The following is a 21,800-nucleotide window of genomic DNA, read 5'->3' as shown; positions in this document are numbered from 1 at the left end:
CCCATCAACGCAGTGCAGAGGAACGTATGATCCGACTCGGCCAAGCCACTATTTCCTTGGAGCGACGTGAAGCCTTTCTTGATGGACGGCCGCTGCGTGTCGGGGGCCGCGCGTTCGAAATCCTCTCGGTGCTGATGCGGGCCGATGGCCGGATTGTCAGTAAAGATGAATTGATCACACAGGTCTGGCCCGACACCGTCGTCGAGGAAAACAATCTGCAGGTGCAGATTTCCTCACTGCGCAAGTTGCTCGGAGAAAAAGAACTCATCCAGACGGTCTCGCGCCGAGGTTACCGATTATTGAAAGAACGTGAACCGCCCCTGCCCCTGTTCCATCCGGTGGCACCGGGCCCTTTGGCGTCCGAAGTTCAGGAGACGATCGATCCTGACAGCGTGCCGGTGTTCATCGTGGATGATGAAGCGACCGTGCGTACAGCACTCAGCCGACTGCTGCGGGCCGAAGGCATCGCGCACCGGATATTCGCCTCGGCCGAAGAATTTCTCAACGCTGACCTCGACATCGGCCCCGCTTGCCTGTTGCTTGACGTCAGTCTGCCCGAGGCAACAGGCCTGGAACTTCAATCGGCGCTCGGACAGCGCGGGCATCCGTGGCCGGTCATTTTCATGACCGGTTTCGGCACCATCTCGATGTCGGTGCAGGCCATGAAAGCAGGTGCGGTGGAGTTCCTGACCAAACCATTCAACGACGACCAGTTGCTGGACACCCTGCGCACCACCCGTCAGCGTGCAGCGACGGCGTTCGAGCAATGGCAATGCATACAGAGTGCCCGTCAAAGGGCCGCCCTGTTGACCCCCCGTGAGCGCGAAGTGCTGCCGCTGATCGTCGCGGGTCTGTCCAACAAGCACATCGCCAACCAGCTGGGCACCAGTGAAGTCACCGCCAAGGTCCATCGCAAACACATCATGGAGAAGATGCAGACGCGCTCGCTGGTCAATCTGGTCAAGCTGTATGGCTTGATCAGCACGGAGCCAGCGTTTGGCATGCAGGGTTCTTCATGACTATGGAGACTGGCTGCGCCCCACACGAATCATCCCGTAGCGCCATGATCATCGTCTGCATCGTGGACGACGATGCGTCCGTGCGCAAAAGCCTGGCCAACCTGCTCCGGTCGGCTGGATACCGTTCTCGGGTATTCGCCTCGGGCAACGAATTCCTGGCCCTCGAAAACTTTGATGATGTCGCGTGTCTGCTGCTGGATTTAAAAATGAACGGCCTGTCTGGGCTGGACGTAATGCGCGCGTTGACGCTCAAGGACAGAAAATTCCCAGTGATTTGCATGTCGGCACACTGGGATGAAGCGACACTGGCCGAATCCAGCCGCTATGAGCCCATCGAATGCTTGCGTAAACCCTTCAGTGGCGATGCCCTTCTGAGCGCCGTCGAGTTTGCGCTGCAATGTAAGCGATGAACAATCACGTGTTGGACGGCGATTGCGGCGTATCAGGATTGAGTTGCTGACGCCTGAATTGCCCTGGAGGCTGGCCGTGGATCTGACGGAAGCGTCGCGAAAAATAGGCCTCGTCGGCGAAGCCACACAATCTCGCCACTTCCCCCACCGGCCGCGTTCCATTGAGCAAATAATTGCGTGCCGCGTGCATCCTGCGCTCGAGCACCAGCTCAGTGAAAGTCTTGCCGATTTCCTTGCGCAACCAGTGTGTCAGATACGTCGGTGACAGGTAAGTCGCAGCAGCCACCTTGATCAGGTTGAGATCGGGGTCGGCAATATTCTTGCGCAAGTATTCGGACATCCTGCTCAGCGCATCGCGTCGGCTGACTTCGGAGGCATTCTCTTCGGCCAGGCGCTTGAGTGGCTCGGCATACAAGGCACAGACGCTGCCCACCAATTGCAGCAGCAAGCCCTTGAGTATCTCGCGGGTGCCGAACTGACGGTTTTCATCCAGCACGCGCATCTGTTCGATCAAGGCACAGACCCTGGCGAAATCCTCGTCGCCGAGAATGAAATCCAGGTGTTCCTGACAGCGAAACGGCGACAACTCGGGCGCCAGCAAAATCGAGACTTCCTCCAGGTCCATCGGGTCGCACTGCAAGTGCGGCAGCAGAAAGGTCTGGGAAAAGTTGATCACTATGAAACTGCTGTCGGCCGGGTGCGGAATCACGTGCACCCGATGCGGCAGGATGAAGGCCAGGGTGTTGCGCGGAAACGGGCGCTCGACATTACCGATGTGCTGCACGGTATCGCCGCCGAGGTTGACCTGGATCTGGAAGTACTCGTGTCGATGCGGACTGGTTTCGGCCTTTCGTCCCTTTTTGTCGCGGATGTAGAAGTCCGTCAGCTCGCTGCGTTGCTGCATGACATAGGTGGGGACTTGGCTCGGTGAAGGCATCTCCTGAAGATCCTCGGCAGGCGCATGGACAGGTTGTGGCCGCACTCGCGAAGAAGGCGGCGATAGGGCTGATTGTGAAGGCGAAGTACGCCGATCTCAACAGGTCATAGGATGACATTAAAATACGGAGAATTATTTGTATCGCCGTGCGCAAGATCGCTTGTCCAAAAAATCGTTCGATTATAAAAATAGTTAATCTTTATAAATCAAAAGGTTAAAAATTAACTAGGCAATTACCTGGAAAATTACCGACTGAATTTCTTTGGACAGATGCATTGAGCGATGAATTGAAGAGAAAAAACGATCTAACCCATCCGTTGATTTTGTAATGTTGTACGACCACTGTTACAGCCAATGCAGCCCCACCCCTCCAAAAACAATCATAGGTGCGCACGTCATGAATCTGTTCGCTTTCCTCGCTGGCCCTTCCGACTTCCCTCCCGGTCGGTCCCGCAACAGGCGCCTCTGAACGCCTGACACCGGCCCTTCGCGCCGCCAACTCAAGTAGCGATTGCTCAGCCCTCGGCATCAGGGGCAACGGGTTCGGCTGCGCGCAAACATCTCGATTCTTCTAACAATAACGAGGTCTATCCATGTCGAACTCGCAAACCTCCCCGTCCACCGCGCCACCGTTCAGTGCCGGCGTCCAGGACGCCGTGCTGCCCCAGCGTCTGCCCTCGCGTCGGCGCTGGTTCATGCTGTCGTTGCTGCTGATTGCGACGATCATCAACTACATCGACCGGGTGAACATCTCGATTGCCGCCCCCTTCCTGGCCAAAGATCTGGGCCTGGACAAAATCGAAATGGGCCTGATCTTTTCCGCATTCGCCTGGACCTACGCCCTCGCCCTGGTGCCGGCCGGGTTTATCGCTGACCGATTCGGCTCGCGGTTCACCTATGGGGTGTCGCTGATCAGTTGGTCGACCGTCACCGTTTGTCAGGGCCTGGCCACGGGATTCGCTTCCCTGTTCGGTCTGCGCCTGGCTGTCGGTGCAATGGAAGCGCCGGCCTTTCCGGCCAACAGCCGCGCGGTCACGGTGTGGTTTCCGGCCCGCGAACGGGGCCTGGCCAGCAGCATTTACGTGTGCGGCCAATACTTGGGTACGGCGCTGTTTACCGGCGCGCTGTTATGGCTGGCCACCACCTATGACTGGCGCCACGTGTTTTACAGCACCGGCGGCCTGGGCATTGTTTTCGGTGTGCTCTGGCTGTGGCTGTACCGCGATCCGCTGAACTGCAAGAAAGTCAGCAAGGAAGAACTGAAGTACATCGAAGCCGGCGGCGGGCTGGTCAAAAGCAGTCAGGAGCGCACCCGCTTCAACTGGCGGCAGATCGCCGAGCTGTTCAGCTATCGTCAGATCTGGGCGATTTGCATCGGCAAGTTCGCCAGCACCTCGGCGCTGTATTTTTTCCTCACCTGGTTCCCGACCTACCTGATCGAAGAGCGCAAGTTGACCATGATCAAGGCCGGGATCTTCGCGGTGCTGCCGTTCGTGGGCGCCACCGTCGGCATCCTGCTAGCCGGCATCGTCTCCGACCTGCTGATCCGCCGTGGCTACTCCATGTCGTTTGCCCGCAAGTTGCCATTGGTGGTCGGCTCGATGCTGGGCATGTCGATCGTGCTGGTAAATTTCACCGACTCGAACGTGATCTGCATTGCCGTGCTGACCATAGCCTTCTTCGCCCAGGGCATCGCCTCGTCGTCGTGGGCGGCGGTGTCGGAAGTGGCGCCCAAGGAACTGATCGGCCTGACCGGTGGGGTCACCAGCCTGGCGGCGAATATCGGCGGCATCGTCACCCCGATCGTCATTGGCGCCATCGTTCACACCACCGGTTCGTTTGCCTGGGCCTTCTGGTTCATCGGCGGCGTGGCGTTGATCGGCACCCTGTCCTATTCGCTGCTGCTGGGCCGCCTGTATCGCATTGAACTCAAGGTGCGCTGAGCTCAGAAAAGCGTTTTTCTCCAACACGAGGCGGTATTTCTCCAACTTCACCAAAGATTGCCGCCGTACGCTGACGCTTCAATCAGGATTTTTACCAGGATGAACATGACCGAATACGTCTTTACCCCGGATCTGCCTGTGACCTTGCCGGTTGCCGCAAGTGAGCAACGCTTTCCCGTCGGCCGGGTATTTTGCGTCGGCCGCAACTACCCCTGGCCAGACACCCAAGGCCAATCCCGTCAGCCGCCAGTGTTCTTCATGAAGCCGGCGAGCAGCGTGGTCGATGCCCTCGGTGAAGTGGCGTTCCCGCCGTTGACCGAAGAGTTCGTTCATGAAGTCGAACTGGTCGTGGCCATCGGTGAAGGCGGCGCCAACATTCCGGAAAGCCAGGCGCTGGCGTATGTCTGGGGCTACGCCGCCGGTCTTGATCTGACCCGACGTGACGTCCAGCGCCTGGCCAAGAGCAATGGCTTGCCTTGGGAAGGCGCCAAGGTGTTCGACGGCGCCGCACCGATGACCGCCATCGTGCCGGTGACTCGCGCCGGACACCCGAACGGCGATTTGTGGCTGAACGTCAACGGCGAAGAGCGCCAACGCGACAGCCTCGACAGCCAGATCTGGTCAGTCAGTGAAATCATCAGCCGTATCTCGCAGTCGGTGGCGCTGCGGGCCGGTGACTTGATCATGACCGGCAGCCCGGCAGGCGTCGATGTGCTGCAACCGGGCGACATCATTAACGCCGGGATCGACGGCATCGGCCAACTGGAAATGCGCGTCGGTCAGCGACCTTGAACCTGACATACGCGCTCGTGAATTGAAAAAAGGAGATAACAACATGTCCAGTCCTTTGAAAGTGGCCCTGGTCACCGGCGCCGGTAGCGGAATCGGCCGCGCCGTGGCGCTGGCTCTGATGGCCGACGGATTCACTCTGGTATTGGCCGGACGTCGGCCGGAGCCGTTGCAGGCCTTGGTCGAATTGGCGCTCAGCGAAGGACACGAAGCGCTGGCGGTGCCTACTGATGTGCGCGATCCGGCCAGTGTCGATGCGCTGTTTGCCGCTATCACCGAGGTATACGGACGCCTCGACGTGGTGTTTAACAACGCCGGGGTCAACGCCCCTGCCGTTCCGCTCGATGAGCTGACATTCGAGCAGTGGCGAAACGTGATTGACACCAACCTCAACGGCGTTTTCCTCTGTGCCCGTGGTGCCTTCGGACTGATGCGCCGGCAACAGCCACAGGGCGGACGCATCATCAATAACGGCTCGATCTCGGCGCATACCCCACGCCCCTTCAGCAGCGCCTACACCGCCAGCAAACATGCGGTGCTGGGGCTGACCAAATCCTTGGCCCTGGACGGGCGCGAATTCAACATCGCCTGCAGCCAGATCGACATTGGCAACGCCCTGACCGAAATGTCGGTGCGCATGACCAAAGGCGTGCGCCAGGCCAACGGCACCATCGCCGTGGAGCCGATGGTGGACGTCAAACATGTGGCCGATGCCGTGCGTTACATCGCAGGCCTACCGCTGGAGGCGAACGTCCTGAACATGACCGTCATGGCCAGTGCCATGCCGTTTGCCGGTCGCGGTTAAACCGGCCTTTTTATTCCGTTACGCGAGGTTTACATGAAGCCAGAAGTCTTGCAGCTCAGCCCGATCCTGATCCCTGAAATCAACGCGCGGCTCGATGAACTGTTTAGCGTCAGACGTTACTTCCAGCAGGCCGAAAAGCAGGCTTATTTGCAGGAACACGGCGCGAACATTCGCGGGGTGATCACCGGCGGGCATACCGGGATCAGCCACGCACTGATGGCGCAACTGCCCAAACTGGAAGTGGTGGCGGTCAACGGCGTGGGTACCGATGCGGTGGATCTGGCGTACGCCCGGGATCGCGGAATTCGCGTGACCGCAACCATCGGAGCGCTGACCGAAGACGTCGCCGACCTGGCCATGGGATTGTTGATTGCCGTGTGCCGGGGTCTGTGCACCAGTGATCGTTATGTGCGTTCGGGGCAATGGCCCCATAGCCCGACACCGTTGGCCCCGTTGCCGTTGGCGCGTCAGGTGTCCGGCATGCGCATCGGCATCGTCGGCATGGGCCGGGTCGGCCGCGCGGTGGCGACCCGCGCCGCGGCATTCGGGTGCCCGATCAGTTACACCGATCTGCAGCCGATGAGCGATGTGAACCACACCTTCATCGCCGATCTGAAGCAGCTGGCCAGCGACAGTGATGCGCTGATTCTCGCGGCCGCCGCCGACAAGGCTGAAGCCATCATCAATGCCGAGGTGCTGCAAGCGTTGGGCACAGGTGGGTATCTGATCAACGTAGCGCGAGGCAAGCTGGTCAACGAGGTCGACCTGGTGTCTGCACTTGCTGCCGGTGAGATCGCAGGTGCGGCGCTGGATGTATTTGTCGATGAGCCGAACGTGCCCGAAGCGCTGTTCGGTAATGAGCAAGTGGTGCTGCAGCCACACCGCGCTAGCGCGACTCTGCAGACCCGAACGCGAATGGGCGAGATGGTAGTGGCGAGTCTAGTGGACAGTTTTGCCGGGAAAGTACCGCAGGGTTGTGTGACTGGCTGAGTGTTGACCACCTCGGAGGGAGTAGCGATCCTTCGGAGGTGGCAAGGCCATTACGCGTGAGGCCAACAGGGTAAATCATAGTTGGCGCTTGATGCTTTGATCGTCAGCTTTGGGTCCAGTCTGTGTGAAAACGCATGCGCCGCTTTGAAGTCCGCGTTACTACGTAAAATCTGCCAGCGGTTGGTTAATCAGCAGGCCGGAGATTTGTGTAGGAACGCGATTTACGCTCTAGCCCTGACTGTCAAACTTGCTCTGAAACGTTTTCTCACAGTATGGGTCGGTTGCGACCCTTCGCGGCAGGAAGCAATCGGCTGTCTGGCCTGCGGCAAAATCTTCGCATTGGCCACCAGGGAAGCACGCAGCATGACGAGACAGTTATCGAGTGGGCAGGAGCGACTGTTTTACTCGTTCAACCTTGAAGATCACATCCCGGCAAATCACCTTCTGCGCAGCATTGATCAGTGTATCGATTGAGCGACCTGCGCCATTACCTCCCCGATTTCTATAGCCCGATTGGCCGTCGCTCGATTGATCCTGAACTAATGATCCACATGCTGATCGTGGGCTATTGCTACGGCCTTCGCTCAGAACGGCGATTGTGCGAAGAGGCCCATTTGAACCTGGCGTATCGCTGGTTCTGCCGGTTGAGCCTTGAAGATGAAGTACCCAATCATTCGACGTTCTCCAAAAATCGACACGGCCGTTTTTGGGGCAGATATCTATTTCGCTGGTTGTCCAATGACACTGGCCTGGTCAAGAGCGAAGGATTTTCCGTGGACGCCAGAGCATCATCGATGCAGGTGCGATTCGGCAGCGCGGCATACCGGGCGATGAACAGGTTAACTGGAGCGATCCGTCGTTGCCCCACAGCCCCAAGCTCTGGCTGGACGCATTGACGTACTGCTTGTGCCCGAACTCTGGCCTTGGTATCAACTGAAGATTCCACCAAGAGCCAGTCGTTTTGTAGGGGTAAAAACGATAGAAAATAAAAAGGGGGCGCGAAATAATATCTCGCAACCCCTTGATTTATATGGTCGGGACGGAGTGATTCGAACACTCGACCCCTAGCACCGCATCTCCTTTTTCATACTTCTTGAAAGCTTCCAAAATTTTACTCTGGATTTTTCTGAGCTAGTATTTACTTGAGCTCCAGGGGTGTTCTGCTCTACGAGAGTCCAGTAACGTCCACCAAGAGCCGACGTTTTTGTGGGGGTAAAAGTAGGGGGAGTCCGTTTCATGGCCAAAATCACCATCAAAGAACTCGAGTCGCTGACCACCAACGATGCCGGCCGAATCCTCCGGGAGGATGGCAATCTGGCCGGTCGAATCTCAGTCCGTAAGGACGGTGTGTCGGTCAGCTTTTTCTATCGGTATCGCTGGGGCGACCAGAACAAAGAGTACGCCTGCGGAACCTGGCCACGCAAATCCCTGACGAACATCCGCAAGGCGCGTAACCAGGCCCGGGCACTCATTGATGAGCAGATCAATCCTAACGAGCACAAGAAAACCGCCAAGGCACAGGCATACGCCGCGGCTAACGTAGAGGCCGAACAAGTATAAACGACGAAGGTGCAAACGCTCACCGTCCTGGATCTGGCCAAGGCGTGGCTGTTGGATGGCGTGGCGCGCAAAGATGGCAATGCTGAATTGCAGCGCCGTTTTAACAAGGACCTTTTTCCGGCACTCGGCAAGACCGCGGTGAGCAGCGTCTCCGAACACGATGTGCGGCGCTGATCCGTACCGTGGTCAACCGCGGCGCTCACCGTCAAGCCATCAGCTTTTTCGCCGACCTCACCCAGATGTTCGGCTGGGCCAGAAAACGCCAGCCCTGGCGGGCCTTGTTGGTCGAGGGCGATCCGACGGAACTGGTCGATATTACTCCATTGATTCCTGCCGACTACGAAGTCGAAAGAAGCCGCATCCTTTCCCCGGCTGAGCTGTTGGAACTGCACAACCGCTTCCAGCAAATGACGACCGATTACGACGCCCTCCCCGCCGGGCAAAAATACGAGGGCATTCGGCCGTTAAAGAAAGAAACGCAACTCGCGCTCTGGATCAGCCTGGGTACCTTGTGCCGGATTGGCGAGTTGCTGCAGGCCGAATGGAAAAATGTCGATCTGGACCAGCAGACCTGGTTCCTCCCCAGTGAAAACGTCAAAGGTACGCGCGGCAAGAAACAGGACCACCATGTCTTCCTCTCCCCCTTCGCCCTGCATTTCTTTCAGGAACTCAAGACGCTGACGGGAAACTCTGAATGGTGCTTTCCCAACAAGCAGGATGATGGGCATGTGGATGTGAAAGTGGTGAGCAAACAGGTGGGCGATCGTCAGGCTCGGTTCAAAAACCGTAAGGCCCTCTCCAGACGGCGTCACGACGACACCCTAGTCCTGGCCGACGGCCAACACGGCGACTGGACACCACATGACCTGCGCCGCACGGGCGCGACCATGATGCAGGCTTTGGGGGTCAGCCTGGACGTCATCGATCGCTGCCAAAATCATGTATTGGCTGGCTCCCGGGTGAGACGCCATTACCTACATCACGAGTATGCCGAAGAGAAGAAGTGTGCCTGGAACCTGTTGGGTGATCGACTCAGCGCCGTGCTGTCCTCGACCTACGAGCACACGCCAAACACATCGATGTTGTCCTTTCCAGCGTACGCGGCGACAGAGATGCAGACACCCTCATAGGCGGTTGCACCCAGCGCTCCCCGGAATTTAAGATCCACGACAACCAATATTGTGGCCTTACATTCGCGATGCGCAAAGGGGACCGACTGCATGTACACATTCGTGAGCTTCACCGCTGCGGAACTGTTCGAAAAAGTATGGCAAATGCCCATGGTCAAACTGGCCCACGACATTGGTGTTTCCGACGTCGCCGTCGCCAAAGCTTGTCGCAAAGCCGGCATCCCTCTCCCTGGGCGTGGCCACTGGGCCAAATCGGAGAAGCAGCGACAACGCAAACCCAAACCTCCTCAGGTCGAAGGCAATGTCCGATTCCAAGTGCTCGACCGTGACAACTCGCTCGTCGCGACTGGCACTGATTTGAACTCACCTATAGTCCGGCGGAAGATCGAAGCCCCCTATCAATTATCCGAGCCTCACGTGCTAGTGAGTCAATGGCTAAAGAGCGCAAAAACGTCGAAGTTCAAGGACGGCTACCTCGATTACGCAGGCAAGCGTGTCTTGAATGTGATGATCTCCTCGACATTGATAGAACGCTGCGCAATCCTTTTTGATGCACTGATCAAAGAGGGTGAGGCTGAAGGTTATTCATGGAAGATCAACGCTGAAGGAAAAACCATTACCACTGTTAACGGCGAGACCATGGCTGAGACTCATAGAGCGATTAGACAAACGCGCGTTACCACCACCGCCTCCCCCAAAACGCCGCCCCGGTGCTCCTTGGGAGCCTAATTTCATGTCCCTGCGAAGCCCACAGTTTGAATGGACCTCAACGGGTGAATTGACGTTTCAAATCGAAGCGCGGATGGATTACGGAGAGCGGAAAAACTGGAAGGACACTAAGACCGCACCGCTCGAGAAAAAACTCTCTAGCATCCTGGCGGGCTTGAGTTCCGCATCAGTTTCTATCAAGGTCCTCCGAGAGAAAGAGGAGGCAAGAGACCGTGAATGGGCTGAAGATGAAAGACGACGTCTTGAACGTGCCCGCACATCAGAAACTCAACGTCGCCTCAGACGAAGCCTCGTTAAACATACAGAGCAATGGGAGCGCGCCGAGCGCTTACGAGCCTTCATAAAAGCGGTGGAAGATCGGCTGAATATTGCCCCGTTAGCAGATCCAAAGATGGTACAGCCCTGGATCGATTGGGCTCGCAAGCAGGCTGATCGCCTGGATCCTCTGCAGGAGAGTCTGGCATTAATCACCACCTTGGACGTACAGCTAGAAAGCTGGTTCAGTGGTTCACACTATGGACAAGCAGAGAAAGGTTGGTGGTCCGAGTAATTGACGATCAGTAGGGTAATCCCTAGTTAATGCTGAACGAACTTTTACAGCCGACCGTGTAACCCTCAGGTAGCCATCGCCTGCGCTTTCCACAGCGCTTTGAACGGCCCATCGCGTTTGAGCAGATCGTCCGGAATGCCGTCTTCGACAATCTGCCCCTCGTGCAGGACGATGACCCGGTCGAAATTGGCCACGGTGGACATCCGATGCGCAATCGCGACTACCGTGCGCCCGCGCATCAATGCCGTGAGTGCCGTGCGAATGACCGACTCGGTTTGCGAGTCGAGCGCTGAGGTCGCTTCATCCAGCACCAGGATCGGCGCGTTCTTGAGAAACGCCCGGGCCAAGCCGAGGCGTTGTCGTTGACCGCCGGACAGCATCGCACCGCGTTCACCAATCAACGTGCCGTAACCGTGTGGCAAGGCGCGAATGAACACATCGCAATACGCCTGTTTCGCCGCGTCCATGACTTGTTGATTGGTGGCTTTCGGCTGTCCGTAAGCGATGTTCTCGAAGATGCTGCGATTGAACAGCGCCGCTTCCTGCGGAACCACGGCAATCTGTCGGCGCAGGCTGTCCTGGCTCACCGAACGAATGTCGCGGTCGTCGATCAGGATGATGCCGCTGCGCACGTCATCGAGGCGTTGCAGCAAATTGATCAGGGTCGATTTGCCCGCGCCGGATGAACCGACAATGCCCACGGTCTGCCCCGCCGGAATGTCGAGGAACAGATGCTTGAACACCTCGCGACCGTCCGGGTAGTTGTAGCTGACGTCGATGAACTTGATCGCTCCGCGGGGCGCCTGCATTTCTTCCGTTTCGTCCGACAACGCATGGGGCTGGACGATGATGCGCAAGGTTTCGGAAATGTCGCCCAGCTGCTGCGAAGTGTCGACCAGGGCCAACGCCAGATCCCGTGAACCGTGCAAAATGCGAAAGGTCAGCGCACTGATCATCACCACGTCGCCCGCCGTAATGCCCGCTTAACGCCACAGGCTGATGGCCCAGATGAGCATGCCGCCCGCCATCACCGAGAGAAAGATATCGTGCAATACGCGGGCCTTTTCCAGGTAAATCCAGCTGCGGCGCTGCGCCTTGGCCTCGACGCCGATAGCCCGTTCCAGTCGTTGCCGTTCGCGGTTGCGCGCGGAAAACGCTTTAATCGTCCAGACATTCGACACCAGGTCGACAATTTCGCCGCCGACCCGGGCCGACTGCGACGCAAAATCGATGTGCCGTTTGCGCCCGCGAATGCCGAAAAAGGTGATCAGCAGACCAACCACAAACATACAGGCGATTAAGGCTCCGGCCATGCCGATACTGACCGTGCACAGGACGATCACTGCACCGAGAAAGTCCACGCACGGCGGAATGATTTTCCACGCCAGCCCGCCGTATATCGAGCCCGCGGCCGCCCCTGCCGAAGAAATCCGGTTGGCCAACGCACCGGCGAAATGCTGCGAGAAATAGCGCATGGGATGGCCCGTCAGGTGACTGAACAGGTCGACGCGTAGATCGGCGCAACTGGCGACCACCGTGCGACAACCGAGCCATCCGCCCAGACGCCAGAAAATGTTCTCCAACACGATCAAGCCGATGAACAGCGAGAACGGCACCCAGATATGGTCGGTGGCGCGATCGCCCACAGTCATGACATCCACCAGCAATTTCATGCCGTATTGCACGGCCACCGCGCAGCTCGCCGCGCCAACCACCAGAAACAGCATGCCGCTGAAATGCCAGGGACGCCGTAGCACGTAGCGCCAGAGAAATGCTATTGGCTGGTCGGGTAAGGTCGGCTCCTGATCGTGCTCTTCACTGTCCATGGCGATCGGTATCGGAAGTGGATGCGCTGCAGGGGGGCGAGAACCGTTGCGTCAGTTGCTGCATCGCCGTTCCGAGCGGATGGCACGGTGCGCGCTGGCCTTCGCCGTCGGCGTAACCGAACAGGCCCGCCGGGCAATAGCGGTCGTTGTCCCAGCCGGGATAATCGAGGATCGGGTACCAACAAATACCCTCGATCGGCACGCCGCGGCGCCTGGCCAATTCTACCTGGTCGCCGATATAAGCCAGCCACGGCACCCGCTCATCGCCTTCGGCGCCGGTTTCTGAAATAAACATGGGTCGTCCGTAACGCTGGTGCACTTCGCTGAGCATGCCTGCCAACGGTCTATATTCACGGGCACCGCGGAGAATTTTCGGACCGTTGATGAACCACTGATTATGCGGGTAGTAATTGACGCCAATGATGTCCAGATAGGACTCCTGCCCCCCCAACCCTGGCCATTGGCGGCCGGTGAGCAATTCCCAGGCGTCAAATTGAGACTGGCGATAATTCTCGGCGGCGTTAACCTGATCGACCCGGTGCGTACCGGCAATGACATTGATCAAGGGTTCGCACTGCACAAACCTAGCGGCCGGCGCCTGCTCGCGAATGGCCTCGATCGCGGCAATACTCGCCCGCACCAATTGATGCTTGAGCTCCAGCCCTCGCCCTTGCGCCGATGGATTGAAGTAACCGACTGCGCCGCCCGCCCAACTCCAGAACGAAATTTCATTGAGGGGCGAATAGATCGGCACCTCGATCCCCTCCTCGCGCAATAGCCGGGCCACGGCCGCGCAAAATCTGCCGAAGCGCTCAACGAACGCCGGCCGCCAGATGTCCAGATCGTCGGGGTAACCGTAATGGCAAAGGTCCCAGATCACCTGCAGATTGCAGCTGCGGGCAGCACGCAGCATCGGCAGGAAACTGCTCCAGTCATAGTGCCCCGGGCGCGTTTCGATTAGGTGCCAGCGCAGGCCATCGCGAACGCTGCGAATGCCGGTCGCCGCGAGCTGCCGATAATCACCCTCCACCCAACGCGCGTGACCGGTGCTGGCGGCCAGGTCGAGGCGACGACCGTCGTTGCGTCGATGGGATGAGCATTCGTAACCCGCCAACAGAAAACTGCTGAACATCCCCGGTGCACTCATGGAACCTGGACCGCGCCGGCGATGATCATGAGGACGCTCCACAAGCGGACGCGTTGGCGTCGGCCGCCGCTTCGGCAATGCGCTGATAAAGCGCCAACGCCTGACCCACCACCTGATCCATGTTGTAGTACTTGTAGGTGCCGAGCCGCCCAAGGAAGGAGACGTTCGGTGCACTGTCGGCCAGTGCCTTGTAGCGTTTGTACAGCTCTGCGTTTTCTGCGCGCGGCACCGGGTAATATGGGTCACCGTCTGCGCAGGGAAACTCGTAGCTGATGCTGGTCAGTGGATGGGTCTGGCCGGTCAGGTATTTGTACTCGGTGATGCGCGTGTACGGCACTGCTTCGTCCGGGTAATTGACCACCGACACCGGTTGGAACTGCGCCTGGTTGAGGGTCTCGTGCTGGAACTTCAACGAGCGGTACGGCAGCTTGCCAAAGCAGTAGTCGTAATACTCATCAATCGGGCCGCTGTACACCAGATGGCCGTAGTTCACCTGCTCACGAACATCGACAAAATCGGTTTCCAGGAGGATATCGATGTTCGGCTGATCCAGCATGCGCTCGAACATTCGCGTGTAGCCGTCGAGCGGCATCATCTGGAAGGTGTCGCCGAAGTAACGGTCGTCGCCGTTTGTGCGGGTTGGCACGCGCGAGGTCACCGATTTGTCCAGTTCCGACGGATCGAGGCCCCATTGTTTGCGCGTGTAGCCGCGGAAAAACAGTTCGTAGAGTTCCCGGCCAACCTGATTGATGACGATATCTTCCGAGGTACGGACGTTGTCCACTGGTTGCGCGCGGCTGGCGAGAAATTCGGCCGCTTGCGCTTCGGTCATTTGCAAACCATACAAAGTATTCATCGTGGTGAGGTTGATCGGAATCGGTACAAGGTGCTCGGCCACTTGCGCCAGCACGCGGTGCTCGTACGGGCGCCATTCGGTGAACCTCGAAAGGTACTGAACGATGCGCTCGGCATTGGTGTGGAAAATGTGTGGGCCATATCGATGGACCATGATGCCCGCTTCGTTAAAATGATCGTAGGCATTGCCGCCGATGTGCTCACGGCGGTCAATCAGCAGGACGCGTTTGCCCAGTCCCGCGGACAAACGTTCAGCCAACACGCTGCCGGCGAATCCGGCACCGACGATCAGGTAATCGTAGCGCGCCGCGGTTGAACCAGAGACCGCTGATTCCAGGGTTATCTGAGGCATTCGATTTGCTCCTTCATCACCGCGCACGTCTTGTCCCAGGACATGCCGTCGAGCACGGCATCAATGCGCTGAGTGAAGGCAAGCGCATCCCGATCGTCGGCCAGAATGTTCTCGATCGCGCCAATGAACGCGTCGGCCGACGCGGCAATTTTCACCACCCCACTGTCACCGTAGGTGCGCACCACATCGGTAATCGGGGTCGACACTACCGCGCAGCCACCGGCCAAGTATTCCGGGGTCTTGGTAGGGCTGATGAAACGTGTCGACTCATTCCGCGCGAAGGGCATCAAGGCGACGTCCCAGCCGGCCAGGTACGCCGGCAATTGCGCGTAGTCTTTGCTGCCGAGGTAATGGATATTGGGGTGACGCGGCAGCATCGCCGGGTCGATTTTTACCACTGGCCCAATCAGCACGATCTGCCACTGTGGACGCTGGCGCGCGAGTTCGCTGACGAGTTCGATGTCGAAGCGCTCGTCGATGACGCCAAAAAATCCAAGCCGAGGATGGGCGATGTCAGCCTGATCGGCCGGCTCCGGGAGCGCCTGACGCGCGGCACCGAAGTGGTTGCGATCGACACTGCTGGGCACCGCGTGAGCATTGACGTGAAGTTTGCGTTTGGCTTCCCAAAGGCTGTAGCCGCCGGTGAAGACAACGTCCGCCCGATTCATCAACTGCCGCTCTTTTTCCACCAGCGCCTTGGGTGCACCTTTGAACGCCGAGAGTTCGTCCATGCAGTCGAAGATCGTGACCTGCCCTTCGAGGTGCGAGGTGAAATCCAGGCTCATTGGGGTGAAATACCACAGCAGCAGTTGCGCTGGCGCCTGGATAGCCAGATAGTCGTCGAGCAACTGACGCTGCGCCGCGTTAATCTGTTGCGGATCGAGCCCGCCGGCGATATGCGGCACCAACACGGTCACGCCTTCAGTAGGCGTGGTCTGTTCGAGCCAGGGCGTGTCGCCGGCATCGTGAACCGGTTCTTCGAAAAACAGTACATCGTAATTTCTCGCCAGCCGCGACATCACATGTTGCGGGCGCTGATAGACAAAGCCCCAGCGCAAATGCGACAGGCACAACAGAAGCGGGCGTATGGACAGTGCAAGCTGTGGATCAGGCTGGAGGGACGTGGGGGTCAACTGCGAGTCAGGTTGTTCTAGAAGATTCATAATCTTTCCTTGCTGGCCATTACTTACCAAAACAGAATCTGAAGCACAGTAAAACCATCTGGCTCCGACGCTAACTCATGCGGTCGAAAGGCGATCCCGGTGACCCGTTGTCACGTTCTGCGCGCTTCTATGGTTTTGGAGACACGCCGTCACGCCAGCGTTCAAAGCGTTTGCCCCCAGCCGATGAAGGGCGCATACCGGTGGACCAAAACCCTGAACCAGTCTGGGCCAGTGACTGACATGACTGAAATTTGAGTTTCGGAATTCTCACATCCCATAGCGGCTACTGTTTGAAGGGGTCGCAACTCTCCCTCAAATTGTCTGAACTCATGACGCAGCCTTAATTTCTATTCTTTACCTACCCCATGAGGACTGAGAAATGGCAACCCCACAAGAGAATCTACTGGACTGGCTGCGGGATGCTCATGCGATGGAGCAGCAGGCCGAGAAAATGTTACGGGCTCAGTCAGAACGGCTGGAGCATTACCCCAAACTCAAAGCACGGATAGACCGACACATTGAAGAAACGCTGAGTCAGCAGGCGCTCGTCGACGGCTGCTTGAAGCGTCTGGGGGGTAGTTCCTCCACGTTAAAAGATATGACGGGCAAACTGATGGCCTTCGGACAGGCCGTCGGAGGCTCGTTGATGAGTGACGAAGTGATAAAAGGCGCGATGGCTGGCTATGTGTTCGAAAACGTAGAGATTGCAAGCTATACAGTGCTTATTGCGGCAGCGGAAGCGGCGGGGGACAGGGAAACAAAAGCGGCCTGCGAAACGATTCTCCCCCAAGAAATTGCCATGGCCGAATGGCTCCTGCAGCACCTGCCGGAACTCACCCAAGCGTTTATCATCCGCTCAGCAGATCCGGAGCTGGAAGCAAAAAAATAAGCCTGCGTCCGCGACGGCCGAAATACATGGTCTTAGTCGATTCAGACAAACATGTGTTAGATGGCGTTTGGGAAACACGGACCGTCTGTCCGACACTCAGTCATCATGATAAATAAACCGAACGGCAGCTGACCGCCCTGCTCCAAATAATAGGTCCTCATCAGGCCGCTCATGCAAAACTCCTGTTGCCCGCGCTATGCGCGGGCTTTTTTTCGTGTGTCTTTTCTTAGCATAGGAGAAAGGAGATGACTGAAGAATCGCAAATACGGGAAAGAGCTTATGAATTATGGGAAAGGGATGGTCGTCCTGAAGGAGCCTGAAGACTTAGAAGTTGTGAAATTGTCTGCATTGTCCGAATGCCACTCATCGGTATCAACGTTCTGATCTGAACACCCCGAAGTAATGCGAGCTCAAAATCCTGTGCAAGTCATTTCGCCTCGGGAGCTAACGCTGATGGAGCCTCAACGCCGTGCCAACTTCACCTTCAATGATGGTGATTCGTCCTTAATTGGCCATAAAGGCGCAGGTGCGATCCCCAGCTTGGGTGATTTAAACGCAAGCGTCAGGGTGCCGCGCAAAGGCGGGTGGTTCCGACAGTTGCTTGCATTCACAGGCCCCGGATACATGGTCGCCGTTGGGTACATGGATCCGGGCAACTGGGCCACTGATCTCGCTGGCGGGTCGCAATTCGGTTATATGCTGCTCTCGGTTATCTTGTTATCGAACTTGATGGCCATCGTTCTACAAGCGCTGGCGGCCCGGTTGGGAATCGCGACCGGCCTGGATTTAGCCCAGGCCTGCCGCGCACATTACAGCGGGCCTGTACGTATTTTCCTGTGGCTGGCGTGCGAGTTGGCGATCATAGCCTGCGATTTGGCAGAAGTTATCGGGACGGCGATTGCGCTCAAATTGCTGTTCGGGATCCCACTGCTATGGGGCGCTATTTTAAGCGCCGCCGATGTCTTTTTAATTTTAATGTTGATGCGTTGGGGCTTCCGTTGGCTCGAAGCATTTGTGGGCGCACTGCTTATGCTGATCGCCGCGTGCTTTGCTGCCCAGATAGTGATGTCTCAACCAGAGCTGAACGCAGTATTGTCAGGGTTCGTCCCGCAGTCCGAAATCGTCACTAACCCCGCCGCGCTTTACATAGCCATTGGCATCATTGGTGCGACCGTGATGCCACACAACCTGTACCTGCATTCTTCTATCGTGCAGACCAGGGCTTACGAGCGCAGTGAAACCGGTAAACGCTCGGGGCTTCGTTGGGCGGTCACTGACAGTACGATTGCTCTTTGCCTGGCGCTGTTCGTGAACACCGCTATTTTGATCACTGCGGCGGCGGTGTTTCATTCCGCAGGGCGAACAGATGTCGTGGAGATCGAAAAGGCCCATGAACTTCTCTCACCAATGTTAGGCGTCGGCATTGCTTCCACACTTTTCGCTATTGCGCTACTCGCCTCCGGAGTGAACTCGACAGTCACCGCAACGCTCGCGGGACAAATCGTGATGGAGGGTTTTTTGCACTTGCGAATCCCCGGCTGGATGCGTCGGCTGACCACACGGTGCCTAGCAATCGTACCCGTGGTGATCGTGACAGCACTGTATGGTGAGCACGGCGCGGCAAAGCTTCTGGTGTTCAGCCAAGTCATTCTATCGATGCAGCTGCCAATGGCAGTTATCCCACTTGTACGCTTCGTCACCGATTCGTCAAAAATGGGCTCGCTGGTGGTTGGACGCTGGCTGGCAGTGATTGCATGGGGTATTTCAGCAATTATCGTGATGCTGAATATCAAACTGCTCGTCAGCGCGGCGCAGCAGTGGTTGTAGGCGTTTCCCCGCCCTACTCTCAAATGCGACTAATAGTACTACGTCGCCGAAGTTATCCGATGTGAGCATCAGGTCAGTGCTACTGGATAAGGATATGCCATGGTCCGTTATTTTAGACGATGTATGCACAAGCTAATACAGTTCCGGCTGAAGTAGCCCATCAAAAAATCGCAGCCTTAGAAATACGCTACGTTCCTTGGCCAATCCCTTCCACCGCTTTGGCATACCTCAGGGTCGCCTCGGTCACCAAAACCTTACGTTCATCACGGTTGATAAGGCCCTGCTTCAAATATTTTTCGGCAAGGCTAAGCAGCTCTTCGTATTGCTCTTGAGCAGTCATTCGAATCTCAGGCGTTGCCAGCAATGACCGCCATTGCTCAAGCGCTTTCGCTTTTAGATCTTCGTACATGATGACGATTCCCAAGGCATGTGTATCCGGTAGAACCACGGAACAAGCGTGGTGTTCACTGGCGTCGACGTGTGGTAGCGAAAGGTGTGGATTATAACTTTGATTAACCTTGAAGCGAAAATCAGCCAATAACCGCGCCTATAAGACTCCGCTCCAGCTAAGAAACTCTTTGAACTATCAGGGCTGTGCCGTCGGTCTGGGCTAGCAACAAAAAAAGAATTTCTGCTGGGTATACCCCTCACAGCTTATGCATGCGCTAACTCCCGCAACGGTGAATTGCGCCTTTAGTTAACCTGAGGAAAATTAAAATGTTCTTACATAACAAGCGACTTCAGTACACCGTGCGCGTGGCCCAACCCAATCCTGGTTTGGCCAATCTTTTACTTGAGCAATTTGGCGGAGCACAAGGCGAATTAGCCGCCGCTTCGAGATATTTCACTCAAGCGCTGGCAGAAGAAGATTCTGGAAGGAAGGATTTACTGATGGACATCGCTACCGAGGAGCTCAGTCATCTTGAGATCGTCGGATCGATTATCGTGATGCTGAACAAAGGCGCCAAAGGCCAATTGGCTGAAGGTGTGGAAGAAGAAGGCGAACTGTATCGGGCCATCAATGGCGCGGGTAACGATTCACACATCACCAGCTTGTTATACGGCGCTGGAGCGCCACTTACCAACTCGGCTGGCGTGCCTTGGTCGGCGGCCTACGTCGATACCATCGGCGAACCCACAGCGGATATGCGCTCCAATATTGCCGCCGAGGCGCGCGCAAAAATCGTCTACGAGCGATTGATGAATCTCACCGGTGATCCCGGTGTGAAAGAAGCGCTCGGCTTTCTAATGACCCGAGAAATCGCTCATCAACTCTCTTTTGAAAAAGCGTTGCACTCCATTCAACCGAACTTCCCGCAGGGCAAACTTCCAGGAATGCCAGAGTTCACCCACAAGTATTTCAATATGTCTGGCGAGCCTAATGTGCGTGGCCCATGGAATGAAGGTGGTGAATGGGAATACGTTGAAAGTCCAGAGCCGGCAGTTGATGGCGGTGATGGCCTGGCCAGCGTAAACCTTTCGCCAGAAGATCTGGATGTGCTCGAAGCGATGAAATCTCGCACCGCATCAGACCCCTCGAGTGAGCCCGTGACTGGCGCGGATCTGGGATCAGGTTTTGTTCAGGGTAAAAATGCATAACGTCGCCACAGCGGCCCCAATGATGGGGTCGCTCCCTTGCTCAGGAGTGATGGACATGGGAAAAAAATCTTTTAAATCACCAGACCTCGATTTATTTCAAAGCGTCATGGCCGAGGCAAGCGCGGGCTTTGAGCTCGATTGCAGACAAGCCTGTAGGGGCTTAAGAGTGAGTATGGCCGTCAATGTTTTCGGCATTGGTACAATTCTGCCAAACAACTTATCCCCTCAACAAAATGATTACCAATGGATTGGTAGTCGTAGTAAACCCGATACGGTTCACAGCGGAGAGTCAAGGCAGACCACCAATTTTTCAAGGGGTTTGGATAATGCTCGGCGGGCACAAAACGTCGTTCTGCACATCCCTGAAAGTTTTAGCCAGTAATAGGAGATACAGACAATGTCATTTCCACGAAGCAGCAGATTTGGATCATTCACTAGCCTGATGTCGCATCCATCGTTTTTATTAGGCTCCGCGACTTATGCGACTGGCGTGATGATTATCTTCGTCGATATTTTGGAGGTTGTGCTTTGAACACACAAAAAATGCCTGAAGCATGTCACGCCGAAAGGCGTGCACGCTACACATGAGCTTGGAATTCGGTACCCTAGACACTCTTTAGAACTGATGCGGCTTTCGCAGAGAAAGTCGCTTTATGCGTTTTAGATTTCAATGAGACGAAAATAGGATGGAGCTCGCTCTTCCTCCCAACGAATTCCACAACGCAACTATCCGCCTTCTTTGATTGTTCTTGGGCTTCCAGTTGAGCACGAGCCAGTTGCCAATAAAAGCCCGCAGCTCCTTCGGGGCATGCGTCCTTTTCCCACAGTGCGTAGGCACGTTCACGAATGGATGAGTCGTCGATCATTTCGTCCTCCTGTAGGCACTAGCTTCTGTTTGCCAGTCATCTGATTGATCGTCGCACTCCTCACCGCTCAACGCCTCATATCTCGACACAATTCGGACGGATGTAGTCCGCCTGTGTTTTGGCACTGGCATAGATGACGAAGCACCATCATTACCCCTTGCTGTGTTCCGGTGACGTTGGCCCTTCCTTGATGCCACGAGGGCCTGCAACGCCCCACACAATCAAGCCCAGCACGGGAAAGATGACAAGGCCAATGGCCCAGGCCGCCTTGACGCCTACAGGTTTGTCGCTACGAAACACGCTAATCATTGCCCATAGATCGACAAGCAAAATGATGACTGCCATGGCAATCGCGAAATAACTGGTTGCTTCCGTCATGATCGTAACTCCAAAGACCGTTATAGCTTAGGTCTG

General features: G+C 56.7%; 20 protein-coding genes and 3 pseudogenes. 15 read left to right on the top strand and 8 right to left on the bottom strand.

Annotated features, from left to right (window positions below; translation table 11 throughout):
* Positions 1–26 precede the first annotated feature (26 nt).
* Positions 27–1,019, top strand: coding sequence for a response regulator (locus tag ACIPL2_RS00465; protein WP_401351842.1), 993 nt, complete (start codon positions 27–29; stop codon positions 1,017–1,019).
* A 44-nt stretch (positions 1,020–1,063) separates the two neighbouring features.
* On the top strand, positions 1,064–1,429 hold the full coding sequence (locus ACIPL2_RS00460; protein WP_401351839.1) for a response regulator transcription factor: 366 nt from the start codon (positions 1,064–1,066) through the stop codon (positions 1,427–1,429).
* Between the two features lie 4 nt (positions 1,430–1,433).
* Here ACIPL2_RS00460 and ACIPL2_RS00455 read toward each other — a convergent pair whose 3' ends face one another.
* The gene (locus ACIPL2_RS00455) at positions 1,434–2,366 is read right to left on the bottom strand and encodes a helix-turn-helix transcriptional regulator (protein WP_401351836.1); all 933 of its coding nucleotides are present in this window, start codon (positions 2,364–2,366) and stop codon (positions 1,434–1,436) included.
* 593 nt (positions 2,367–2,959) lie between these two features.
* Here ACIPL2_RS00455 and ACIPL2_RS00450 point away from each other — a divergent pair.
* The 8 genes and pseudogenes from ACIPL2_RS00450 to ACIPL2_RS00415 all read left to right on the top strand — a co-directional run bounded on the left by ACIPL2_RS00450 (position 2,960) and on the right by ACIPL2_RS00415 (position 10,862).
* Positions 2,960–4,309, top strand: a complete 1,350-nt coding sequence (locus ACIPL2_RS00450) for an MFS transporter (RefSeq protein WP_401351833.1) — start codon at positions 2,960–2,962, stop codon at positions 4,307–4,309.
* A 99-nt stretch (positions 4,310–4,408) separates the two neighbouring features.
* A complete protein-coding gene (locus ACIPL2_RS00445; protein WP_401351830.1) occupies positions 4,409–5,101 on the top strand; it encodes a fumarylacetoacetate hydrolase family protein in 693 nt (230 codons plus the stop codon).
* A gap of 43 nt (positions 5,102–5,144) precedes the next feature.
* The gene (locus ACIPL2_RS00440) at positions 5,145–5,903 is read left to right on the top strand and encodes an SDR family oxidoreductase (RefSeq protein WP_401351827.1); all 759 of its coding nucleotides are present in this window, start codon (positions 5,145–5,147) and stop codon (positions 5,901–5,903) included.
* A 33-nt stretch (positions 5,904–5,936) separates the two neighbouring features.
* The gene (locus ACIPL2_RS00435; RefSeq protein ID WP_401351825.1) at positions 5,937–6,893 is read left to right on the top strand and encodes a 2-hydroxyacid dehydrogenase; all 957 of its coding nucleotides are present in this window, start codon (positions 5,937–5,939) and stop codon (positions 6,891–6,893) included.
* Between the two features lie 363 nt (positions 6,894–7,256).
* Positions 7,257–7,749, top strand: a pseudogene (locus ACIPL2_RS00430) (transposase); the annotation flags it as partial.
* Positions 7,750–8,129: 380 nt separating this feature from the next.
* Positions 8,130–9,583: pseudogene (locus ACIPL2_RS00425) on the top strand (tyrosine-type recombinase/integrase).
* 90 nt (positions 9,584–9,673) lie between these two features.
* Positions 9,674–10,312 (top strand): hypothetical protein, encoded by a 639-nt coding sequence (locus ACIPL2_RS00420; protein WP_401351822.1) that lies wholly within the window; start codon positions 9,674–9,676, stop codon positions 10,310–10,312.
* A 4-nt stretch (positions 10,313–10,316) separates the two neighbouring features.
* Positions 10,317–10,862 (top strand): hypothetical protein, encoded by a 546-nt coding sequence (locus tag ACIPL2_RS00415; protein WP_401351819.1) that lies wholly within the window; start codon positions 10,317–10,319, stop codon positions 10,860–10,862.
* A gap of 65 nt (positions 10,863–10,927) precedes the next feature.
* Here the strand turns inward: ACIPL2_RS00415 and ACIPL2_RS00410 are convergent.
* The 4 genes and pseudogenes from ACIPL2_RS00410 to ACIPL2_RS00395 form a co-directional block, all read right to left on the bottom strand.
* Positions 10,928–12,688 (bottom strand): annotated as a pseudogene (locus ACIPL2_RS00410) (ABC transporter ATP-binding protein).
* The gene (locus ACIPL2_RS00405) at positions 12,678–13,820 is read right to left on the bottom strand and encodes a beta-glucosidase (RefSeq protein ID WP_401351816.1); all 1,143 of its coding nucleotides are present in this window, start codon (positions 13,818–13,820) and stop codon (positions 12,678–12,680) included. The pseudogene ACIPL2_RS00410 and the gene ACIPL2_RS00405 overlap by 11 nt, the downstream one beginning before the upstream one ends.
* 40 nt (positions 13,821–13,860) lie before the next feature.
* On the bottom strand, positions 13,861–15,042 hold the full coding sequence (glf, locus tag ACIPL2_RS00400; protein ID WP_401351814.1) for a UDP-galactopyranose mutase: 1,182 nt from the start codon (positions 15,040–15,042) through the stop codon (positions 13,861–13,863).
* Positions 15,030–16,205, bottom strand: coding sequence for a glycosyltransferase family 1 protein (locus ACIPL2_RS00395; RefSeq protein ID WP_401351812.1), 1,176 nt, complete (start codon positions 16,203–16,205; stop codon positions 15,030–15,032). Before ACIPL2_RS00395 ends, glf begins: the two co-directional genes overlap by 13 nt.
* Positions 16,206–16,584: 379 nt before the next feature.
* Between ACIPL2_RS00395 and ACIPL2_RS00390 the strand changes: the two genes are divergently transcribed.
* From ACIPL2_RS00390 to ACIPL2_RS00380, 3 genes are all read left to right on the top strand, one after another.
* Positions 16,585–17,094, top strand: a complete 510-nt coding sequence (locus ACIPL2_RS00390; protein ID WP_401351809.1) for a ferritin-like domain-containing protein — start codon at positions 16,585–16,587, stop codon at positions 17,092–17,094.
* 245 nt (positions 17,095–17,339) lie between these two features.
* Complete coding sequence (locus ACIPL2_RS00385) at positions 17,340–17,414, top strand: DUF2934 domain-containing protein (protein WP_401353310.1); 75 nt, start codon at positions 17,340–17,342, stop codon at positions 17,412–17,414.
* Positions 17,415–17,547: 133 nt separating this feature from the next.
* Positions 17,548–18,921 (top strand): Nramp family divalent metal transporter, encoded by a 1,374-nt coding sequence (locus ACIPL2_RS00380; RefSeq protein ID WP_401351807.1) that lies wholly within the window; start codon positions 17,548–17,550, stop codon positions 18,919–18,921.
* A 187-nt stretch (positions 18,922–19,108) separates the two neighbouring features.
* On the opposite strand, the gene ACIPL2_RS00375 is transcribed toward ACIPL2_RS00380, so the two are convergent.
* Positions 19,109–19,459, bottom strand: coding sequence for a hypothetical protein (locus ACIPL2_RS00375; protein ID WP_401351805.1), 351 nt, complete (start codon positions 19,457–19,459; stop codon positions 19,109–19,111).
* 179 nt (positions 19,460–19,638) lie between these two features.
* On the opposite strand from ACIPL2_RS00375, the gene ACIPL2_RS00370 reads away from it, so the two are divergent.
* The gene (locus tag ACIPL2_RS00370; protein WP_401351803.1) at positions 19,639–20,520 is read left to right on the top strand and encodes a manganese catalase family protein; all 882 of its coding nucleotides are present in this window, start codon (positions 19,639–19,641) and stop codon (positions 20,518–20,520) included.
* Between the two features lie 55 nt (positions 20,521–20,575).
* The gene (locus ACIPL2_RS00365; protein WP_401351801.1) at positions 20,576–20,902 is read left to right on the top strand and encodes a hypothetical protein; all 327 of its coding nucleotides are present in this window, start codon (positions 20,576–20,578) and stop codon (positions 20,900–20,902) included.
* 223 nt (positions 20,903–21,125) lie between these two features.
* Here ACIPL2_RS00365 and ACIPL2_RS00360 read toward each other — a convergent pair whose 3' ends face one another.
* Both ACIPL2_RS00360 and ACIPL2_RS00355 read right to left on the bottom strand, forming a co-directional pair.
* A complete protein-coding gene (locus ACIPL2_RS00360) occupies positions 21,126–21,386 on the bottom strand; it encodes a DUF2934 domain-containing protein (protein ID WP_401351799.1) in 261 nt (86 codons plus the stop codon).
* Positions 21,387–21,536: 150 nt separating this feature from the next.
* On the bottom strand, positions 21,537–21,764 hold the full coding sequence (locus tag ACIPL2_RS00355) for a PLD nuclease N-terminal domain-containing protein (protein ID WP_401351797.1): 228 nt from the start codon (positions 21,762–21,764) through the stop codon (positions 21,537–21,539).
* Positions 21,765–21,800: the final 36 nt, after the last annotated feature.

This window comes from Pseudomonas sp. NPDC086251, from assembly GCF_044746405.1.
In the GTDB taxonomy this organism is placed as follows: domain Bacteria; phylum Pseudomonadota; class Gammaproteobacteria; order Pseudomonadales; family Pseudomonadaceae; genus Aquipseudomonas.
The sequence above is the reverse complement of the archived record's forward strand: the minus strand, read 5'-3'. Positions and strand labels throughout refer to the sequence as shown.

Excerpts from the sequence above, each read along its gene's own strand:
- ACIPL2_RS00380 (WP_401351807.1), top strand. The coding sequence starts at position 17,548 with ATGGAGCCTCAACGCCGTGCCAACTTCACCTTCAATGATGGTGATTCG.
- glf (WP_401351814.1), bottom strand. The coding sequence starts at position 15,042 with ATGCCTCAGATAACCCTGGAATCAGCGGTCTCTGGTTCAACCGCGGCG.
- ACIPL2_RS00465 (WP_401351842.1), top strand. The coding sequence starts at position 27 with ATGATCCGACTCGGCCAAGCCACTATTTCCTTGGAGCGACGTGAAGCC.
- ACIPL2_RS00435 (WP_401351825.1), top strand. The coding sequence starts at position 5,937 with ATGAAGCCAGAAGTCTTGCAGCTCAGCCCGATCCTGATCCCTGAAATC.
- ACIPL2_RS00395 (WP_401351812.1), bottom strand. The coding sequence starts at position 16,205 with ATGAATCTTCTAGAACAACCTGACTCGCAGTTGACCCCCACGTCCCTC.
- ACIPL2_RS00355 (WP_401351797.1), bottom strand. The coding sequence starts at position 21,764 with ATGACGGAAGCAACCAGTTATTTCGCGATTGCCATGGCAGTCATCATT.
- ACIPL2_RS00415 (WP_401351819.1), top strand. The coding sequence starts at position 10,317 with ATGTCCCTGCGAAGCCCACAGTTTGAATGGACCTCAACGGGTGAATTG.
- ACIPL2_RS00445 (WP_401351830.1), top strand. The coding sequence starts at position 4,409 with ATGAACATGACCGAATACGTCTTTACCCCGGATCTGCCTGTGACCTTG.
- ACIPL2_RS00460 (WP_401351839.1), top strand. The coding sequence starts at position 1,064 with ATGATCATCGTCTGCATCGTGGACGACGATGCGTCCGTGCGCAAAAGC.
- ACIPL2_RS00450 (WP_401351833.1), top strand. The coding sequence starts at position 2,960 with ATGTCGAACTCGCAAACCTCCCCGTCCACCGCGCCACCGTTCAGTGCC.
- ACIPL2_RS00440 (WP_401351827.1), top strand. The coding sequence starts at position 5,145 with ATGTCCAGTCCTTTGAAAGTGGCCCTGGTCACCGGCGCCGGTAGCGGA.
- ACIPL2_RS00420 (WP_401351822.1), top strand. The coding sequence starts at position 9,674 with ATGTACACATTCGTGAGCTTCACCGCTGCGGAACTGTTCGAAAAAGTA.
- ACIPL2_RS00390 (WP_401351809.1), top strand. The coding sequence starts at position 16,585 with ATGGCAACCCCACAAGAGAATCTACTGGACTGGCTGCGGGATGCTCAT.
- ACIPL2_RS00405 (WP_401351816.1), bottom strand. The coding sequence starts at position 13,820 with ATGTTCAGCAGTTTTCTGTTGGCGGGTTACGAATGCTCATCCCATCGA.
- ACIPL2_RS00360 (WP_401351799.1), bottom strand. The coding sequence starts at position 21,386 with ATGATCGACGACTCATCCATTCGTGAACGTGCCTACGCACTGTGGGAA.
- ACIPL2_RS00370 (WP_401351803.1), top strand. The coding sequence starts at position 19,639 with ATGTTCTTACATAACAAGCGACTTCAGTACACCGTGCGCGTGGCCCAA.
- ACIPL2_RS00365 (WP_401351801.1), top strand. The coding sequence starts at position 20,576 with ATGGGAAAAAAATCTTTTAAATCACCAGACCTCGATTTATTTCAAAGC.
- ACIPL2_RS00455 (WP_401351836.1), bottom strand. The coding sequence starts at position 2,366 with ATGCCTTCACCGAGCCAAGTCCCCACCTATGTCATGCAGCAACGCAGC.